Genomic DNA, 20680 nt, shown 5'->3' with positions numbered 1-20680 from the left:
CCTGTTGTCGGGGCCTTAGCGCTGACGCGGCGGCCGGAAATAGTCAGTATTGTGGTAAAACCCCGCTGTTTCATTGTCGTTATACCAGCGCGGCACGCCCAGCAATGGCAAAGGCGTTAGCTGTTGATTATCAAGAAGTACTGCCTCATTAGCAATTTGTTCGTGTAATTTTGCATCAACAAAACTGTAAGCAGCTGTTAAAGGCCACTGGCTAAAACCATCCGGTACGTTAACAAATAACGCTTTGGCCGTTAAACCAATAAAAGGTGCCGTAGCCATTTCATACATAGCATGGCCAAACATCATTGGCCGTATGCCCTGCCACCAGTCGCTACGCTGCTGCACAAAGCTTTGCTGCCACTGATGTTGCCGCAGCAGTTCAGCATGTTCAAATGCAGCAGGTTCAAGGCAAATGACCAGGCCGCATTCATCGAACAGCGTGAGTTTATTACGCAGTTTGCTACGCTGTTTCAGGCCGTGCTGAGCAATTTCTGCCATATGCAGCTGATTTAACAGCGCTTTGGTTTTTGGGAATAAACACCAGATCAGCGCACCAAAAAAGTCGTGCCAGTTGTCCTTGCGGGTAGGTATGCACTGAGTGACATAAATATATTCTTCATAGTAGCGGCCATCGGCGCTAAGCGTGTCATTATCGACAAAGCTCACGCCCGACAACGCTAGGCACTGATTAAGCCAGCCAATATCAGGGTAATCTGTTAACTGGTCAAAGCGAAAACGCTGACATAAATCAGCAAATATCGGGTTGCCAAGCAGCAACGCTGTATTCCAGTCTGCCGGGGGCGTAAAGCGGATTTTTACTTCAGTTTTTTGCATAGGCCGTCTTGTCTGTTGCTGTAGCTGAAAACCCTCAGCATGAATTACTTACAAAAAGCGCGAAAAAGCGCTTGCAATTTTAGCATGGCATGGCACATTCAAGGGGTACGTATAGACGTACATACTGCCAAAATTACCCATGTAGGTTGAAATCTACAGGGTACAAAATGTGTTTACACAAAACTAATTAATAGAGGTTATCATGTGTTCGATATTCGGGGTGCTTGACATCAAAACTGATGTTAAAGCCTTGCGCCAGCAGGCGCTACAGTTATCCAAGTTATTACGTCACCGCGGGCCAGACTGGTCTGGCGTGTGGAATAACGACAATGCCATTTTAGTGCACGAGCGCCTGGCGATTGTAGATACTGAAAATGGCGCCCAGCCCCTGATTAATGATAATCGAAATCACATTCTGGCAGTGAATGGTGAGATCTACAATCATAAGCAGCTCGAAAAAGAGCTGGCAAGCCCTTATGCATTCAAAACCAAGTCAGACTGTGAAGTGATATTACCGTTATACCTGGAGCACGGCAGCGATTTTATTGATCAGCTGCAAGGCATGTTTGCCTTTATTTTGTACGATGCCGAGCAAAACCGTTACCTGATTGCACGTGACCATATTGGTATTATTCCGCTGTACTATGGTTACGACGAGCACGGCCAGCTGTTTGTCGCGTCAGAGCTAAAAGCACTGGTACCGGTGTGTAAACAAATTAAAGAGTTTCCGCCGGGCCATTACTTTGACAGTAAAATTGGCGAACTGCGCCAGTACTATCAGCGTGACTGGCAAAGCTATGATGCAGTAAAAGATAACCCTGCCAGTTTAACTGAGCTAAAGGCCGCGCTGGAGCACAGCGTAAAAAGCCACTTAATGTCTGACGTGCCCTACGGCGTGTTACTGTCAGGCGGGCTGGATTCGTCACTTATTTCAGCTATCGCCCAGCAATTTGCCAAACGCCGCGTCGAAGATAACGACGAGTCTGAAGCCTGGTGGCCACGCCTGCACTCTTTTGCTGTCGGCCTGGCTGGTTCACCGGATTTAATAGCCGCGCAAAAAGTGGCCGATGCTATCGGTACTGTGCATCACACGGTGCACTTTACGGTGCAGGAAGGCCTGGACGCACTGCGGGACGTAGTGTATTTCCTTGAAACCTATGATGTCACTACCATTCGCGCCTCAACACCAATGTATTTGATGGCGCGTAAAATTAAAGCCACCGGCATTAAAATGGTGCTGTCGGGTGAAGGCTCAGATGAGCTGTTTGGCGGCTATTTATATTTCCATAAAGCCCCCAACGCCAAAGAGTTTCATGAAGAAACCTTACGTAAACTCGACCGGCTGCATATGTTTGACTGTAACCGTGCCAACAAAGCTATGTCGGCCTGGGGTATTGAAGCGCGCGTGCCGTTTCTCGACAAAGACTTTATGGATGTTGCCATGCGCTTAAACCCACAACAAAAAATGTGTGGCGGCGGCAAAATGGAAAAGCACATTCTGCGCCAGGCGTTTGATGGCTTGCTGCCAAATGAAATTTTATGGCGTCAGAAAGAGCAATTCTCAGACGGTGTGGGTTACAGCTGGATTGACAGCTTAAAAGCCCACGCCGAAAAAGAAGTCACCGATCAGCAAATGGCCACCGCCAGTTTCCGCTTCCCGGTCAATACGCCAGACAGCAAAGAAGCCTACTACTACCGCGTGATCTTTGAAGAACACTTCCCGCATGCCGGCGCTATTGCCTGTGTACCGGGTGGTAAATCTGTTGCTTGCTCTACACCGGAAGCACTGGCCTGGGATGCCAAAATGGCGCAAATGACTGATCCGTCCGGCCGTGCTGTACGCGATGTGCATACGCAAGCTTATTAAGCTGTAAGCTAAAACAACAAGGCCACGCAATTGCGTGGCCTTTTTTATGCACTATCGTATACAGAAAACTATTTCTGAAACTGTTCCTGTTGTGCCTGCGGTGCGACACGGGTGTCAATTTTATTATCTTTACTACGAAACAGGTTTTTCACATCTTCCAGTATTACATATAGTGCCGGTATTAATAGCAGTGTAATAATGGTGGCAAATAAAATACCAAACGCCAGCGACACCGCCATCGGCACGACAATTTTCGCCTGCAAGCTCTTTTCCAGCACTATCGGAGCCAGGCCGACAAAGGTGGTAAGTGAGGTGAGCAATATCGCCCGAAAACGCTGTGCACCGGCTTGCGATACCGCCTGGCGGATGGATAACCCCTCTTCGCGGGCACGGTTAACAAAGTCGACCATGACCAGCGAGTCATTTACTACCACCCCGGCCAGTGCGACCAAACCGAAGATCGACATAATGCTCATACTCAGGCCAAGTACCATATGCCCCAGTACAGCACCAACCAAACCAAACGGGATCACGCTCATAATAATCAGCGGCTGGCTGTAAGATTTAAGCGGTACGGCCATCAGTGCATAAATACAGAACAGCGCAAATACCCCGGCTTTCATCAAATCAACCTGAGCATCCATTTCATCCTGGCTGGCACCGTCAAGCTCACCGGTTACACCCTCATATTTAGCCGTCACCTCTGCGATCACCTTGCTGCGCATTTCGCCTACGACTTTGCCAGGTTCAATGGTCGATTTATCAGCCGCGGCGGTAATAGTAACCGCACGCTCACCATTTACCCGGTTTATAGCGCTGAAACTGGCTTGCATGGTATAGCTGGCCACCTGATTAAACGGCACTTCGCCACCATCGGCTGTGCGAATACGGATATTTTCCAGGCTGCCAACAGAGCTGCGCTCAGTACGCGGATAGCGCACCATCACTTTTACTTCTTCACCATCGCGCTGCACCCGCTGCGCTTCTGCGCCATAAAAGCCATAACGTACCTGGCGGGCGACATCAGCCAGGGTTAAACCGAGTAAATGCGCTTCAGGTTTTAACTGCAGTACAATTTCGTCATTGCCGCCGAGCAAATTATCTTCTATATCATAAACACCGGCGTATTCGGCTAAACGGCCTTTTAGCTCTTCGGTAGCCAGCTTCAGGTTCTCCAGGTTGGTACCCCGTAATTGCAATGCAATGTCGGCACCACCGCCACCAGCTGTTGAGGCATTAATCTTAAAGGACTTTACACCGGGAATATCCGGCATTTCGGCGCGCCAGCGGTTTGCAATTTCAAAACCGTCAATCTCGCGACCTTCGCTTTTTTCCAACTCAACAACCAGTTGGCCGGCAGTATCGCTGTTTAAAAATACTAAGCGGTGCTTGATAATACTGTCGTTGAATTCTGCATTGAGTTTGTCATTTGCCCGCACCAGCGCGGCTTCAGCTTCGCGTAACGCATTTACCGTAGCCTGATTTGACGAGCCTTCCTGCATGGTTAAATTGGCGTTGATAAAGTCACTGGGGATATCCGGGAAAAATACCCAGCGCACAAAGCCGCCACCGAGTACACCAAACATCAGGATCAACATAGCCATAAAGGCAGCCATAGTGACATAACGGTAGTGAATACAGCGCTCAACAAACGGCTGATACCATTTGTATATAAAGTGGTTCAGGCCCGACATCACCTTCATCCGCACCGCTTTTAGTGCATTACTGCAAGCGCGGCCACAGCTGTAAAAAATGCCTTTTCTATCCGGGTCCCAAGGCTTGGTATCCATATTAATAATATGCGATGGCAAAATTAACTTGGATTCTACCAGCGAGAAAATCAGACAAAGCACCACTACCCAGGCAATGGAGCCCCAAATAGGCGCCTGAGCACCACCTACCATTAGCATAGGCACAAATGCTGCTATCGTGGTTAACACACCAAAGGTTGCCGGCATGGCCACTTTTTTTGCCCCGGCAATAACAGAATCTACAGACTTACCACGCTTTTCAATTTCACTATAAGCACTTTCACCAATAATAATGGCATCGTCGACCACTATCCCCAGTACCAGGATAAAGCCGAATAAGCTGATCATGTTGATTGACACATTAAACATGGGTAGCGGCAACATCGCCATAGCACCGAGGAAACACACCGGAATACCCACCATTACCCAGAATGCAATGCGGAATTCCAGAAACAGGGTTAGTGCCAGTAACACCAAAAAGGCACCCATCACCAGATTGTTGCTCATTAAATCGAGCCGGCCTTGCAGGTAGTAACTGGAATCGCCCCAATGCGCGATAGAAACAGAAGACGGTAGTTGCGTTTGTTTGCGCTCAACATAAGCCTTTACCTGATCGGCAATTTTCAGCGTGTTGTCATCACCCACTGCAGCCACCCGGATAGACACTGAGTTTTTACCGTCGAAGGTCGATAAGTCTTCCCGCTCGATAAAGCCATCGTTGATAGTGGCGATATCTTTTAACGATAAGCGCGTACCATCAGCAAAGGTCAGCAGCACAATATCTTCAAAGTCTTGTAAAAAGTAGGCCTGGCCTTTGGTACGCAGTAATATATTGCCGCTATCAGATTTAATAGAGCCGCCGGGTAAATCGACAGAACTGCCGCGAATAGCGCTGACCACCTGATCAAAGGTAAGACCGTATTCTTTTAACTTTAACTCAGACAGTTCGATAGACACTTCATAGTCGCGCGCGCCCACCACTTCCACTTTACTGACACCCGGCAATTTGCGCAGCTCATCACGGATATCTTTAGACAGCTCTTTTAACGTGCGCTCAGTGGCATCACCATATAACGACAGCCACATGACATCGCTTTCAAACCGCACCCGGTACACTACCGGCTTTTCGGTTTGCTCCGGCAAGGATGAAATGGCAGAAACCTGGGTTTTAATTTCATCCATAACCTCCTGCACGTTGTAGTTATTGGCAATCTCAGCGCGCACTGTCGCCAGGCCTTCAACCGCTGTAGAGCGAATGCGCTTAATACCGTTTACACCACGCAGGCTCTCTTCAATTTTATCGATAACACCACTTTCTACTTCCTGTGGTGCCGCGCCAAGATAGGGCACGCGGATGTTGACCTGCTCCAATACTATTTCAGGAAACATCTGCTTTTTAATGGTAAAAACCGAGGCTACACCGGCAACCAGAATAATCGCCATCAGTAAGTTAGCCGCTACGCTGTTGCGGGCAAACCAAGAGATTAAGCCTTTGTTAGTATCCATACCTTACTCCTTGCCCTGGCTTGCAGCTATTGCAGCTTCAGGCTTAGCGACGCTCTCTGCCACCTGTTCTTCTACGTCAGATGCAACCCGCACTGCAGTGCCGGCCAGCGGATTAGCAATTGCCGACGTTGCCAGACGATCACCGTCAATAAAACCAGAGCGGATATAAGCCGAATGCTCATCAGAGCGCTCGACAATTACCGGCCGAAATTGCAGTTGGCTGTCTTTATCTACCACCAATACCTGTTGTTGTGCCAACAATAAATGCCGTGGAATAACCACCACTTGCTCAGTAGCGTCACCTAAAATTTGCGCCTGCACAAAACGGCCAAACCGCAACGGTGCCTGCTTGCGGCTAACCCGCTGATAAGGGTCGGTAACTTCAGCAACGGCGTAAATTACCCTGCTGCGTTCATCCAGTACACCTTCGGTGCGTACCAACCGGGCAGGCCATTGCATAATTTGGCCGGCCACGGCAGCGGTCAGCACAACTTCAGGCTCATTGCTGTTTTGCGTAAAATCAGGGATTTCTAAAAAGGCTAAATCGTTATCAGTCAGTGGTAACCTGATTTCAGCGATGTCAGTGCCGTAAATCATACCAACACTGGTACCACGGCTGATAAACTGCCCCAGGTTAGCATCGCGGCTTTTAACCATACCAGAGTATGGCGCGCGGATTTCTGTACGGGCCAGATCGCGGTTAGCGCGCTCAAGTTCTGCTTCTGCCGAGCGCACTGTTGCCAGCGCTCCTGCCAGCTGCGGCCGGCGCAACCCCAACTCAGGTGCTTTACCGGCAGTAAAAGAGCGCCATTCTTCTTCAGCTACCCGGCCGCGGGCTTTTTCTTCTTCCAGTGCCGACTGGGCATTGGCTAAACTGGCTTCTGCCGCTTTAACGTTAGTCAAATAGTCGGCTTGTTCAACCCGCACCAGTAAATCGCCCTGATTAAAAAAGCCACCTTCAACGAAGTTTTCTGCCACTTCAACAATACGGCCATTTACTTCAGAACTTAAATTGGTTTCCAGTTTCGGCCGCACTGTACCTTGCGACTGAATACGGTAAATCAGGTCTTGCGAGTCTATTTGCTGCGCATTAACTAAGATGCCCGGACGTTGCTCTTCTTTTTTCTCAGGCGGTTTTCGCATACTTGCCAGACCTATTGCCGCAACGACCGCCAGTACGATAACGGCCACCGGAACAATGATTTTTATAATTTTTGCTGCCATGTTGTTTCCCACGATGCTGTTTTACTAACGCCATACTAAAACGCCAGCACAATAAAGTAACCTTGCGAATGTTACGCTTTGTATCAGTAGCCGCAATGTCAGACTACAGCAGATAAATTATTCTGTAACCTGGCTACATTGGATCTCATGCCAAAGCCTTATACATTGTGGTATTGCGGCCAATTTTAGCCATATCGATACTGCCAGCTCAGGCAAATCACACCCGCCACAGTGTAATATCTTGTTACAACTGCGGTGCTTTACTGCTGTATGGGCAGAAGTAAAAAAATAGTTATAACAACCTGCAAAATGGTTATTTGCCGTAGCACGAAAAATTTTCTATGTTGGTGCTATCGCTGTTCTGATCATTAATTAACCATAAAGCTGGCAACACTAAATAACACTGGCCGGCTACAACAGTTTTAGTTAAGCATAATCCGTCACAATTTGAGGGCAATCTATGAGCATCAGTAAGCAATATTTAAAAACCAAACCACTGTGCAAAGTTACTTTTACGTTACCGGCTCATCGCGGTATTTCGGCTGAACAAGTGGCACTGCTGGGAGAGTTTAATGACTGGGACCCGGCAGCGCTGCCGATGAAAAAAAGTAAAAGTGGTGATTTTACTGCAACAGTCAATCTGGAGAAAAATAAGGAATATCAGTTCCGCTACCTGGTTAATGGCGGCACCTGGCTAAATGATGAAGCCGCAGACTGCTATCAGCCTTCGCCGGTGTCTTATGACAATAATTCGGTGGTAAGGCTGTAATTTATTGCTTAGATGATGTCAGGCCGCCATGCGGCCTGTGTCATTTTTGCCCTCAGCGCTTTTTAATGCTCAGCACTTTTGTAATAGCAAACAGCCTACTGAATAACCTGCACCAAACGAGCATAAAATAGCGTGGTCGCCTTGCTGCAAGCCCTGCTTGTATTTATGAAACGCAATAACTGAACCCGCTGACGCTGTGTTGGCGTAAGTATCCAGCACCAGCGGCGCTTCCTCCGGCAACGGATCGCGGCCAAGAATTTTCTTTGCGGCAAAGATATTCATATTAATATTGGCCTGATGCAGCCATAAACGCTTTAACTGCTCTGGCGCTACCTGTTGTGCGGCCATTTCTGCCAGTATTACATCCGCGACTATCGGTAGTAGTTCTTTAAATACTTTGCGCCCTTGCTGTTTAAAAAACGGCGCCAGCGGGTCTGGTGGCAAACAGTGTTCGGTATAACCGACATCGCAACGGATATTGTTAGAGAATTCAGTTTTAAGCCGCATACCATTAATGCGCCAGGCATTATCGCTGCTGCAACTGTCTTCGGCTTCAATAATAGTGGCGGTGCAAACGTCACCAAAAATAAAGTGGCTGTCGCGGCTGCGATAATTTACCTGCGGCGAAGCAAATTCCGGGTTAACCACCAGCACTACTTTGGCAGTACCGCCGCGAATAGCGTTTACCGCATTGCTGATAGCAAAAGTCGCGGAAGAGCACGCCACATTCATATCAAAAGCATAACCGGCAGCACCCAGTTGTTGTTGCAACTCAATCGACAACGCCGGATAAGAGCGTTGCATATTCGAAGCGGCGCAAATAATCAGGTCAATATCGGCGGCGGTTTTGTTCGCTTGCGCCATCGCTTCACGGGCGGCAACAACGGCCATTTCTACCATTTCCGGCAATTGATCTTCGCCACGCCTTGGCAGCACCGGCTGCATAATGGCAGGGTCTAAAATACCATCTTTGTACAACACATGGCGCGCTTTAATACCAGAGGCTTTCTCAATAAACTCGCAACTGGAATGCTCCAGCGCGGCAACGTCGCCGTTGGCGATAGCAACAGACTGCTGCGCATTAAATTGGTCAACATACTGGTTATAACTGGCGACGAGTTCTTCGTTAGTAATAACCTGCTCTGGCGTAAACAAGCCAGAGCCACTGATAACAACACTTTTCATAGTACTAACCTTGTCTGATAACGGTTTTACTACCGTTTTAAAAGTGCCGTCAGTATAACTGAAGTTAGGCTCCCAGTTGTACCCTGGCGTTATATTACCGGCTTATTCAGTCGCGATTTATGCAGCGCGGTGTACATTGACAATGACTGTAAGCCATAATAGCGCCAGTATTCACATATCTTTCATTATTTTACTTATTTTACTACGGGATTTCTCAAGGCGGATGCAAAACCCAGGTTTACTGATCACCGCAGTGCTGGCAGCCACGCTAGGCATTAATTCAACCGCTTACGCGGAGTCATCATATCAATTTAAAATTAACGGCATTAGCGGTTCTTTACACGATAATGTGGCCATTTACCTGCAAAAATACAGCGACGCAGACAATATGCCCGGCGTGCGCTTTCAGGCTACCGTAGAGCAGGAAGTGCATACCGCTTTGCAAGCGCTGGGTTATTACGACAGTCAGGTTACCGTTACTCATAACGCCGACAAACCCAGATTATTGCAAGTGAATGTCAAAACCGGTGAACCGGTGCGTATTGCAAAAAGTGATATTCAACTGTCTGGCGACGCCACAACAGATGCAGACTTTAAAGCCCTGCTGGCGGCGCAGGGCCCCAAGCAAGGCCAGATATTGCACCATGGTGCTTATGATGGTTTTAAAAACGCGTTAAAAAGCCTGGCGATGCGTAAAGGCTACTTTGATGCCGATTTTGAACTGGCGCGGCTTGAGGTTGCACCAGAGTTAAAGCAAGCCTTTGTGCATCTGCATTTTAATGCCGGTAAGCGCTACAAATTTGGTGAAGTTAGTTTTAGTGGTAATCAGATAGACGAACCGAGGTTGCAATCTTTAGTGCCCTTTGCCGAAAATGACTACTATCTGGCCAGTGAGCTGGGTGAGTTTAACCAGGCACTGGCGGCTACCGGCTGGTTTTCTTCCATATTGGTGGAAGGCGATACCTCGCAGATGCAGGATTTCACCCTGCCAATTAATGTGGCGCTGGAACCTGAGCGGCGCAATATTATAGAGACCGGTATTGGTTATTCCACCGATGTAAAAACCCGGCTGAAATTAAACTGGAATAAGCCCTGGCTTAACCGCGCTGGCCACAGCCTGAGCAGCAAGCTGGCGTTATCTGAAATAGAACAAAGTGTAGAAGCCGCATACAAATTGCCGCTGGCCAGTGTTGCCGAGGATTTTTATCAGGTACAACTTGGTTTTCGTAACCGTGATAATCAGGATACCAAAAGCCGTGAATCAAACCTGGTGCTGGAGCGCCACTGGTTGCTGGGCAGTGATTGGTACCGCATCGCTTCTGTACGCTGGCTATATGAAGACTTTGTTCAGGCTGATCAAAATGACGCTATCAGCCTGATTATGCCGGGTTTAAGCTACAGCCGCACCAAACAGTCGGCAGGCTCGATGCCCTCCTCTGCCAACCGCTTATTATTGGGTGTTGAAGTATCAGATGAAACCTGGGGCTCGGATGCCAGTTTTGTCCGTTTGCGTGGCCGTGCCGGCTGGATAGGCAGTGCCGGCAATAACCACCGTTTTGTTACCCGTGTTGATGCCGGTGCCATTCTGATGGAAAGCTTGTCGCAGCTGCCACCATCACTGCGTTTTTTTGCTGGCGGTGATAATAGTATCCGTGGTTATGGTTATGAAACCGTATCACCGCGCAACAATGAAGATGAGCTGACCGGTGGCCGCTACATGGTAACCAGTACACTGGAATACCAGTACCGCGTTAAAGGCAACTGGTGGCTGGCAGCATTCAGTGATTATGGCAGTGCCTGGGATGATAGCCCCGATTGGGTGCAGGGCGTGGGTATCGGGGTGCGCTGGGCATCGCCGGTAGGCCCTATTCGTATTGATCTTGCCTGGGGCCTGGATGACCCGGGCAAGGGTTTCCAGCTGCATTTTGCATTAGGGCCTGAATTATGAGCCGGCAAACAACGAAGCGTTGGGCAAAACGCGGCTTAAAATGGCTGAACTGGACACTGTTAATCCCGTGTGCTGTATTAACCATGTTACTTTTTACTTTGCTTTACACCTCTGCCGGTTTAAGTTTTAACCTCTGGCTGGCGCAGCATTTTGTTAGTGGCTTCAGTGTAGAGCGTAGCGAAGGCAGCATACTGGGCGGCAACACTTTGCATGGCCTGCGCTGGCAAGATGACACCACGACAATGACACTGGAACACAGCACGCTGAAAATTAACAACGGCTGCTTTTTGCGCTTAACGCTCTGTGTCGAACAACTGGCGTTGCAAGGCATGCAGCTTGAGATCAGTGCTACCGACACGCCCGCGCCAGCAGAAGAACCCGCCCCCACCAGCGGTTTTTGGCTGCCGTTTGCTATTGAGGTTACGCAGTTAAAACTGACCAACGCCAGCGTGGCCGTAGGTGATACAAGATTAAACTGGCAACAATTTAGCACCGGCGCACAGCTGTGGGGCAATAAAGTACAACTTAACCAGCCACACTGGCATAAGGTCACACTGTCACTGCCACAAACTGCCGATACAGCAACAAGTGAACCTTTTGCTTATCAGGCGCCTGAACTCAGTGATATTACGCTGCCACTGAGTTTGTTTGTTGACCGTTTTCGCCTGACGGATTTCACGCTGCAGCAGCCAGAACCGCAAACCATTAGCGAGTTGGCGTTCAGCCTGCAAGTATCACCTGAGCAAATAAACCTGACCCAACTGGATATCCACCACCCGCTGGCCACACTCAATGCGTCTGCCAGCTTGCAACCAAGCGGCAATTATCCGCTCAAAGCCGATATCAGGCTGCGACTACTGGATACACAACTGGCCGGACAACGGCTGCGCGTAACACTGGATGGCACGCTGGCCGATTTGCAGTTGCAAGCCTATGCCACTGAGCTGCTTGAGGCTGACTTATCTTTATGGTTTAACCTGTTGGACAACACCCTGCCGCTGCGCGCCAGCTTAAATGCCGCACAGTTACAATGGCCGTTGTCGGGGGAAGCAGATATACAGTTAAGCCAACTGGAAATGACGGCAAACGGTAGCCTGGAGCAACTGCTGTTTTCCAGCCAGTTAGCATTAAACGGTAAGCAGCTACCACAAACTACAGTGCAATTAAACGGCCACAGCAGCTTAACTGGCGCGACGCTGGAAAACCTGGCTGTTAATACTCTTGGCGGTGAGATTCGCGCTACGGCAGTGCTTAGCTGGCAGCAGCAATTAAACTGGCTGGGCAACTTACAATTAACGCAGATCCAACCAGGCCAGTTCTGGCCGGACTATAGCGGTGAGCTAAATGGCAATATGCAGTTTACCGGTAACCTGACTGAGCAAGGTGGCTGGCAACTGGCACTGCCCGAACTTAAGCTTAATGGCACTTTACGTGATTATAAACTATTGCTTGAAGGTAGCCTCACTGCTGCAGATCACAGCGGACAAGGCGACTACCAGGTGAATACCCCCGGCTTGACACTGCGCCATGCGCAAAACCAGATCCAGCTGACTGGTTCGCTGGATAAAGACTGGCAACTGGCAATGGATATTGCCATCCCAACGCTGGAGCAAACCATAAGCGGTGCCAGCGGCGATATCAGTGCAAATTTCCAACTAAGCGGTAAACGCGACACACCGCAGCTTACAGGTAAGCTTAATGCCCGCAACTTGCAGTGGCAGGAAGCCAGCCTGGAGCAGTTAACTCTGGATACGGATCTTAGTTTAAGCAGTGAGCAAAACCTGACGACGGCGCTGTCACTACAGGCTATTAACGGCACATATCAACAGCAAAGTGTTGACCAGCTAAACCTGACACTTAACGGCACAGAGTTACGCCATCAGCTAACGCTGGAACTGACCAGCCCAGAGCACAACGCCAGCATTGAAATGAGCGGCAGCTTAAAAGCCGGCGAGTACTGGCAAGGCAAACTGGTATCTGCGCAACTGGACAGCCTGCTGGGGCTCTGGCAACTGGTTGACAGTACAGCACTGGATTACCGCTTTGCCAGTGCGCGCTTAACAGTACAGCCGCACTGCTGGCAACAGGAGCCAGCTAATTTATGTGCTGTTAAACCACTAAAAATCAGTGCTGAGCATATAGAGCTGGACCTTGCGCTGCAGCAGTTTGCCTTGTCGGCACTGGATGGCTTTTTACCAGAGCAGATGGCACTACAAGGCAGCGCCGATGCACAAGTCAGTGCCAACTGGCAGCAAGGCAAACAGCCACAAGCACAGGTTAAACTCAGTGGCAGCAGTGGTAACTGGCAGTATCAGATTGAACAACCACTAACACTGGGCTGGCAAAACTGGAAATTGGAGGCCGCACTGGCCAAAGATACCTTAACCAGTACTTTGCAATTGCAGCTTGATAACAACGCCAGCTTGCAAACTGAAGCCACCATCACCGACGTACAATCTGCCTCGCGTAATGTAGAAGGCAGACTGCTGCTGCAACAGTTCAGCCTGGCCTTTTTACAACCCCTGCTGGATCAAAGCAGTGAGCTTGCCGGCATGCTTAACAGCGACCTGCGCTTTAATGGCGACTTAACCAACCCGGCCATTAACGGCAACCTGGCACTGAGCGGCTTTAAACTCTCTGGCAGACAGGCGCCGCTGGACGTTACTGATGCCAACATAGAACTGAAGTTTGCCGGGCAACAAGCCACGCTCGATGGCCTGGTGAGTACCAGCAAAGGCGAGATTAATCTGAATGGCGATGCACAATGGCCGCAACTGGATAACTGGCAAGCAGCACTTAAAGTGAAAGGTGATGAGCTAAGCCTGCAAATTCCTCAGGCACGGCTACAAATAGCGCCAGACTTAACGCTGAGCGCCAAACCGGGCCTTACGTCACTTAAAGGCACAGTGCAAATTCCTTTTGCGCGGATCAGCATTGACAGCCTGCCGCAAACTGCGGTTGGGTTATCGGACGATACGGTGTTGCTGGATGAAGAGCTACAGCCTATACCGACAGAAGAAAAAGCCGCCTTTGCGCTGCAAACCGATATTAATGTCGTACTTGGCAGAAGAGTGCACTTATCGGCTTTTGGTCTGGAAACCCGCCTCAGCGGTAATTTACGCGTACGTCAGCAGCCTAACCAGCAACCTACGGTAAATGGTGATGTAAACCTGCAAAACGGCACCTTTCGTGCGTATGGCCAGGATTTGCTGATCCGTCAGGGCAAAATGAATTTTAATGGCCCATCCGACCAGCCCTTTTTAAATGTTGAGGCTATCCGCAACCCGGACAACATGGAGGATGCAGTCATTGCCGGTATTCGTGTTACCGGGCCGGCAGATGAGCCCACCATCACGATTTTCTCTGAGCCGGCAAAACCTCAGGCTAATGCGCTGGCCTATTTGTTAATGGGTCGCGACATCGGCAGTGACTCCGGCAGCACCAGTTCAGCACTGACCACCAGCCTGATTGGTATGTCTATCTCATCTACCGGTGCTTTAGTGGGCGAATTAGGCGAGGCCTTTGGCGTCCGCGACCTGACTCTGGATACTGCTGGCGCCGGCGATAACTCTCAGGTAACGGTGAGTGGTTATTTGTCACGCGATCTGCAGATAAAATACGGCTATGGCATTTTTAATGCCATCGGTGAATTTACCCTGCGCTACCGGCTGATGCGCAGCTTGTATCTGGAAGCCGTCACCAGCCTGGATAACGCCGTTGATTTACTGTACAAATTTGAATTTGATTAACCGGCTCTGAGCACTAAATGCTGGTAGCGCCCCAGCGAGGCATAGGGCTCAGTGCGGTTGTACTGTAGCTCCAGTGTCAGCAGTTGTTCAAACTGGCTCTGCTGCAAAGTGCGATCGCGCAGGTAATCATGAAAACAACGCACGCCGGTTTTACCCAGCAGGCTAAAACCGGCCTGGGCACACCAATGCAATACGTCCTGCGGCGCCAACGGATGCTGCGGGTTTAAACTGACCTTTTTCTTTACCTGAAAATCTGCTGCAACATAATCAAAATTACCAAACAAGATATTGCCAAATCGCTTGGCATCTTTGTTATAAAACATCAACGATAATATCCCACCCGGTGTCACCAATTGCCGTAGCTGGGCAATGGCCAACTGTGGCTGGGCCAGCCACTCCAGCATGGCATGGCACAACACCAGCTTATACTGCTGCTTGTGCGTTGCCGCCAGCTCCGCCAGCCCTATCTGGCTAAATGTTAACTGCGCCATTACCTGCTCTGTGGCTTGCTGCTGCGCCAGCTGCAGCATTTCGGCAGAAATATCGGTCAGATGCACGCTATGCCCCTGCCCGGCTAATGCCAGCGCTAACTGGCCCTGGCCCGCCCCGACATCAAGGATCTGACAAGGCTGGTGCAATACATCAAGCTCAGCTAAATCACGCATTAGCACCAACTGGCGCAGCTTACCTTTGGTACTGCTATAGATGTTGCGGCTAAATTTGGCGGCTATGCCATCAAAGCTACGATCGGTTTTTTGCTTCATGCCGGGTTATCAATATCAATAAATTGCACTTCAAGCCCCAATTGGCGGGCGATAAATTCGCCCAGCGCTTTTACACCATACCGCTCTGTCGCATGATGGCCGGCGGCAATAAAATGAATGCCCAGCTCACGCGATAAATGAATAGTTTGCTCTGACACTTCACCGCTAATAAACAACTGGGCGCCGGCAGCGGCAGCCTGTTCGATATAGCCCTGACCACCACCGGTACACCAGGCCAGTTTGCTGACAGCCGCACTATTGTCAATGGCGTGCAGCAATACCTTGCGACCTAAGGTGTTTTCCAGTTGCTGTGCTATATGCTCTGCACTTAACACGGCCGCCAGCTCGCCCTGCATCAGCACACCGTTTGGCTCCACCGCAGCAACAGCCGTGATATTTTCTGCGTTAAGTAACAAGCCTAACTGCGCGTTGTTGCCAAGTGTGGGGTGCACATCCAGCGGTAAATGATAGGCCAGTAAATTGATATCATGGCATAGCAACGTTTGCAGGCGTTTTTTCTTGATGCCGGTTACCTGGGCAGTTTCGTTTTTCCAAAAATAACCGTGGTGCACCAGTATTGCATCGGCATTAACGGCAACCGCAGCATCAAGTAACGCCTGGCTGGCGGTAACCCCGGTGACAATACGGCTAATAGTAGCTTTACCCTCAACCTGTAAACCATTGGGGCAATAATCCCGGATTTTTTCACTTTGTAATTCGTTGTTCAGAAATTTAACTAACTGGTCGCGATCTATCATCAACTGGTTTTCCGCTGCTGTTAATAGCCGCATTGTACTGCAACAGGTAAAAAAATCAGGCACATTTGTCTAACAGTGGCAAAATGTTGTATAAATAGCGAGCTAGTTGCTTAAATAACGTCTGTTAAGGATCCGTATGACTAAATTGGACAAAGATCAGGTTGTTGCCGAGTTTACCGCTGCTTATAAAGCTGCGTTTGGTAAAGCGCCGCAACTGGAACAAAAACCCGGCTGGTTTAGCGTAGATGGTGGTAAGAATCTCCGTCTGGCAGAGCTGGCTGAATTAGGTGCAAGTTACAGTGCCGACAAAGGTGCAGCTCAAAGTGCAGCCAAAAGTACAGCTAAAGCCAAACCGGCAGCAGAGAAAAAAGCTGCACCGGCCAAAGCAGCAGCCAAACCAGCTAAAAAGCCGGCTAAAAAAGCTGCCGCCAAGCCCGCAAAAGCAGCCAAGACTAAAAGTGGTAATGGTCAGTCTGCGGCTGATATCTGGGCAGCACAGTTAGATGACAAACAACGCCAGCCCCGCGGCTATCGTTAAGAGACTATCGTTAATCAGCGTCAGTCTGGCTGTGTTAATGCAGCCAGACGCGTTTTTGCTTCAATCCATTGCCCCATAAATTTAGTACTGCGGTAGTTATGGTGCCTGAGCATAAGTCCGGTAAAGTTCGCCTGACGGTGCCGCTGTAAATCCTGCATGACCACATTAAGCTGGTGCCAAATACGCGACTCATGTTGAGCCAGGCTGAATTTTTCCTGCACTATGCTAAAACCGCTACTTTGTAAAGGTTGCCATAGCTCGGGCTGTTGATACAACGCCACCGCCGCCTGGGCGATAGTATCGCTGTCTTGTGCGATAACACCGCCCCAATCACCCTGTAGTGTCATTCCTTCCGCACCCACCGCCGTGGTTACATTGGGCGTGCCGCAGCGCATAGCGTCCAGCAGCTTACCTTTTAACCCGGCACCAAATGCCAGTGGTGCCAAACACACCCGGGCTTGTTGCATCACGGCTAAGGCATCATCGGCCCAGCCTTTGACTAAAAACCCCTGCCTGGGGTTATGCAGTGCCGTGGCTTTGGGCGGCGGATAAGCACCATAAATATGCAGTTCAGCCTGTGGCAGCTGCTGGCGGATTAACGGCCAGATTTCCTGCTTTAACCACAGTACAGAGTGCCAGTTGGGCGCATGGCGAAAGTTGCCGATGGCAATAAAGTGTTGCCGCGTGTTAAAATCCGGCACCGCTGTTAATGGCAATTCATCAAGCAAAAACGGGCAGTAGCACAGCAACGCCGGTGGTACCTGGTAATGTTGCTGCAATAACTGCAGTTCAAACTCTGAAATGACCAGTGTTATATCACAGCGGTAAATGGCCGCTATCTCACGCAGTGCCAGTTCCGAGTTCAAATCTTCAGCAGCTATTTCTTTACCGGCATTAAAACTTTGCTGACGGGCTTCACGCAGCGCATGACAATCTTCCATATCCAGAATACGTAATGCCTGCGGGCATGCCTGCTCTACCCGCCAGCCAAATTGCTCTTCAAGCATAAAGCGATCAAACATTACCGCTTGCGGTGCTTGCTGACTGATCCACTGATCAAAGCTACTGTCGTTTAAACTGATACACTGCTCAGTTACGCCCAGATCTGCCAGTGGATAACGATGCTGCCCCAGCTCGGCCGCGCTGGCAAAGGTCACTTGCCAGCCACGTGCCAAAAACAGCTTAATTAAACTCAGCATACGGTAACCGGCTGCAGACGAGTTTGGTTCAGGCCAGACATAACCAATAATAATTAATAATGGCACCTTACTAAGGGGCATAGCTCCTCCGGATAAAACTGGCATTCTAACGGCAATTGTTGCCCGGTAACAGCTTGGCAGCGGGCTATGTCATGCTAAGATGCAGCATGCTTTCGCTGGTAATCTGATATGACAACCACTCACTACTCTCCCATTGAAGAACACTTACATGCCATAAGCCACGGTATTGGCGCAGTACTCAGCGTTGTTGCGCTGATATTAATGTGGCAGTTATCTGTGCAGGCAAATGACAACTGGCGTCTGTTTAGCAGTATTGTGTATGGCGGCAGCCTGATCCTGCTGTACAGCAGCTCTACGCTATATCACTCCATTCACCGTATTGAAATTAAACGTCGTCTGCGGCAACTTGACCATGCAGCAATCTTTATTCTGATTGCCGGCACCTACACCCCTTTTACACTGGTGAATTTACGTGATAACTGGGGCCTGCCGCTGTTTGGCCTGATCTGGCTGGTGGCATTAGTGGGGGTAATAATAGAGCTGGCTACTGCACTAAAATACAAAAAATTGTCATTAGGCCTGTATCTGGGTATGGGTTGGCTGGTAATTATTGCCATACAGCCGATGCTGAATCATGTAGATACCGGCGGCTTATTGCTATTACTTGCCGGAGGCTTAAGTTACTCTTTTGGCGTTATATTTTACGCCTGGAAACGTCTTTTTATGCACCATGCTATCTGGCACTTATTTGTGCTAGGTGGCAGCGTACTGCATTTTCTCGCGGTGTATTACTACGTACTACCGGTGTAAAAAAACAGGCCGGAACATGCCGGCCTGTTTGTTTTTATCAGTACTGATAACTGAAGGTTACACCACTAAAGGCCGTGTAGGCACGGATCCCCACATGCCAGGTACCGGCTTGTGGATTATTAATGGTACAGACTTCATTGTTACCGGTCAGATAAGGCCGGCAGGTGTACGCTGTTGTGGTAGGCTCGCTGCCATAACGTACATACAAATCCGCATCACCTGTGCCACCGGAGATCTGGAAGGTTACCGCAGATACGCCTGACGGGATCTGATAGCTGCCTCTTAACCACTGGCCACTTGCGGCAGACAAGTTAGGGAAAGTTGCACCACCGCCTTCTGGCGGTTCGCCACCACCTGAGCCGTCACAGCCATTGTTAGTCAGGTAATCATGCGCAGCTTTCGCTTTTACAATACCCCAACCGTAAGAGGTATCACGCCCGGCGGCCCCACGGTCTTCTGCAGTAGCATTAAGCGCATTACGAATTTGTGCCGGTGTACATTGTGAGTGATTGCTCCACACCAAGGCAGCAACACCCGCTACGTGAGGCGATGCCATAGAAGTGCCGCTGATGCTGTTGTAACCACCGTTGTTCCAGGTGGAGTTGACGCCAACGCCTGGGCCGGAAATTTCTACCTGAGAATTACGCTGTGAAAAACTGGCTAAGGCACCACTGGAGTTTACCGCTGCAACAGACACCACAGCATTATAAGACGCCGGGTATGAGAAGCTGGTATTGCCATCATTACCTGCGGCTGCCACTAACAACATACCGCCATTGTAGAAGTTGTTCATGGCCGTATTTTCAGTTTGGTTAGACGAACCACCACCCAGACTCATGTTTACCACTTTCGCACCAGCATCTTTACAAGACTGAATAGCCGTGATCAGGTTTGACGCTGTGGTCCAGTTGCCAGAGTTATTGAAGATTTTAACAATGTGCACACCGGCCTGACCTGAGCCAATAACACCCACTACACCGCTGTTATTGTTTAATGCCACCATAGTACCGGCAACATGAGTGCCGTGGCCATTACCGTCCTGATACCAGTTACCATGACCAGAAAACGAATACCCCGTCACGCCTGAGCTTTGTAAATCTTCATGGCCCGATGTCCAGCCGGTATCAATTACACAGGATTTAATATTGCCAGCGCTGCTATCACTTACCTGATTGGCCTGCACCATGGTAATACCATAAGGCGTGGTTTGAGCCATAGGCGTGATCACATCCATCAGATAACGTTTATGATCCTCTTCAATGTATTCAACCTCAGGATTTGCCTGCAGCAGCTTTAGCTGTTTAGGTGTCAGCTCGGCCACACTGGCATGCACTGATTTTAAATGCGACAGTGCATTAACGTTGGCTTTTTGTAATACTTGTTGTGCGCGTTGCACTGAAAATTCAGCACGCTGCTCTGTGCCGGTGGCACTCATTTGTGCCACTGGTTCTTTAAATTTAATAATGTAACGGTTGGATTTATCTTCAGTCAGCTCAGCAAGGCTAAACTCACGCTCTGTTGCCGGCTCTGCTTTTTTTATACCTTCTGCTACCGCTACCGACGTCAGGCTAAGTGCAAAACAACCAGCAGACGCGACTGCCAGTATAGTTGTCATTTTTTTCATCGTGTTTTTCATTATAGTACCCTTGGATTATAAGTTAAGGTCCATGTTGTACGTTCCGCATCCTGCTGCTTAGCAATTAACCAGATAACCGCCGTTGCCACCATTACAAAGGTCTTATAAATAATTTACAAAT

Annotated in this window: 14 protein-coding genes; 6 read left to right on the top strand and 8 right to left on the bottom strand. The window is 49.4% G+C overall.

Translation table 11 applies throughout. The features are described 5' to 3' along the window. Window positions 1-15 precede the first annotated feature (15 nt). Window positions 16-834, bottom strand: coding sequence for a DUF3025 domain-containing protein (locus AR688_RS06775; protein ID WP_068230832.1), 819 nt, complete (start codon window positions 832-834; stop codon window positions 16-18). A 202-nt stretch (window positions 835-1036) separates the two neighbouring features. Here AR688_RS06775 and asnB point away from each other — a divergent pair, with 202 nt between their 5' ends. Beyond that, complete coding sequence (asnB, locus tag AR688_RS06770) at window positions 1037-2701, top strand: asparagine synthase B (RefSeq protein ID WP_068230830.1); 1665 nt, start codon at window positions 1037-1039, stop codon at window positions 2699-2701. Between the two features lie 68 nt (window positions 2702-2769). Here asnB and AR688_RS06765 read toward each other — a convergent pair whose 3' ends face one another. Both AR688_RS06765 and AR688_RS06760 read right to left on the bottom strand, forming a co-directional pair. Continuing rightward, on the bottom strand, window positions 2770-5958 hold the full coding sequence (locus tag AR688_RS06765; protein ID WP_068230827.1) for an efflux RND transporter permease subunit: 3189 nt from the start codon (window positions 5956-5958) through the stop codon (window positions 2770-2772). A gap of 3 nt (window positions 5959-5961) precedes the next feature. Beyond that, on the bottom strand, window positions 5962-7182 hold the full coding sequence (locus AR688_RS06760) for an efflux RND transporter periplasmic adaptor subunit (RefSeq protein ID WP_068230825.1): 1221 nt from the start codon (window positions 7180-7182) through the stop codon (window positions 5962-5964). A 460-nt stretch (window positions 7183-7642) separates the two neighbouring features. Here AR688_RS06760 and AR688_RS06755 point away from each other — a divergent pair, with 460 nt between their 5' ends. Next, on the top strand, window positions 7643-7951 hold the full coding sequence (locus AR688_RS06755; RefSeq protein WP_068230823.1) for an isoamylase early set domain-containing protein: 309 nt from the start codon (window positions 7643-7645) through the stop codon (window positions 7949-7951). 69 nt (window positions 7952-8020) lie between these two features. Here the strand turns inward: AR688_RS06755 and AR688_RS06750 are convergent, their stop codons facing one another. After that, window positions 8021-9136: a beta-ketoacyl-ACP synthase III gene (locus AR688_RS06750; protein ID WP_068230820.1), complete on the bottom strand. Its 1116-nt coding sequence runs from the start codon at window positions 9134-9136 to the stop codon at window positions 8021-8023. A 223-nt stretch (window positions 9137-9359) separates the two neighbouring features. Here AR688_RS06750 and tamA point away from each other — a divergent pair, with 223 nt between their 5' ends. Beyond that, window positions 9360-11084 carry an autotransporter assembly complex protein TamA gene (tamA, locus tag AR688_RS06745; RefSeq protein WP_068230818.1) on the top strand — a complete coding sequence of 575 codons (1725 nt, stop codon included), beginning with the start codon at window positions 9360-9362 and terminating at the stop codon, window positions 11082-11084. Continuing rightward, window positions 11081-14833 carry an autotransporter assembly complex protein TamB gene (tamB, locus tag AR688_RS06740; protein WP_068230816.1) on the top strand — a complete coding sequence of 1251 codons (3753 nt, stop codon included), beginning with the start codon at window positions 11081-11083 and terminating at the stop codon, window positions 14831-14833. Before tamA ends, tamB begins: the two co-directional genes overlap by 4 nt. On the opposite strand, the gene AR688_RS06735 is transcribed toward tamB, so the two are convergent. Then, window positions 14830-15597, bottom strand: coding sequence for a methyltransferase domain-containing protein (locus tag AR688_RS06735; RefSeq protein ID WP_068230813.1), 768 nt, complete (start codon window positions 15595-15597; stop codon window positions 14830-14832). The genes tamB and AR688_RS06735 overlap by 4 nt on opposite strands. Further along, entirely contained in the window at window positions 15594-16355 is a 762-nt protein-coding gene (locus AR688_RS06730; RefSeq protein ID WP_068231291.1) for a Nif3-like dinuclear metal center hexameric protein, read from the bottom strand. Before AR688_RS06730 ends, AR688_RS06735 begins: the two co-directional genes overlap by 4 nt. Before the next feature lie 136 nt (window positions 16356-16491). Between AR688_RS06730 and AR688_RS06725 the strand changes: the two genes are divergently transcribed. Next, entirely contained in the window at window positions 16492-16893 is a 402-nt protein-coding gene (locus AR688_RS06725) for a hypothetical protein (protein WP_068230811.1), read from the top strand. Window positions 16894-16913: 20 nt separating this feature from the next. Here the strand turns inward: AR688_RS06725 and AR688_RS06720 are convergent, their stop codons facing one another. Then, window positions 16914-18173 (bottom strand): glycosyltransferase, encoded by a 1260-nt coding sequence (locus tag AR688_RS06720; protein WP_068230808.1) that lies wholly within the window; start codon window positions 18171-18173, stop codon window positions 16914-16916. A 108-nt stretch (window positions 18174-18281) separates the two neighbouring features. On the opposite strand from AR688_RS06720, the gene trhA reads away from it, so the two are divergent. Next, window positions 18282-18923: a PAQR family membrane homeostasis protein TrhA gene (trhA, locus tag AR688_RS06715; RefSeq protein ID WP_068230805.1), complete on the top strand. Its 642-nt coding sequence runs from the start codon at window positions 18282-18284 to the stop codon at window positions 18921-18923. A 37-nt stretch (window positions 18924-18960) separates the two neighbouring features. Here trhA and AR688_RS06710 read toward each other — a convergent pair whose 3' ends face one another. After that, a complete protein-coding gene (locus AR688_RS06710; protein WP_231731991.1) occupies window positions 18961-20559 on the bottom strand; it encodes a S8 family serine peptidase in 1599 nt (532 codons plus the stop codon). Between the last annotated feature and the right edge of the window lie 121 nt (window positions 20560-20680).

This window comes from Rheinheimera sp. EpRS3 (assembly GCF_001513785.1).
Lineage (GTDB): Bacteria > Pseudomonadota > Gammaproteobacteria > Enterobacterales > Alteromonadaceae > Alishewanella.
This window is presented reverse-complemented; position numbering and strand designations above follow the sequence as displayed.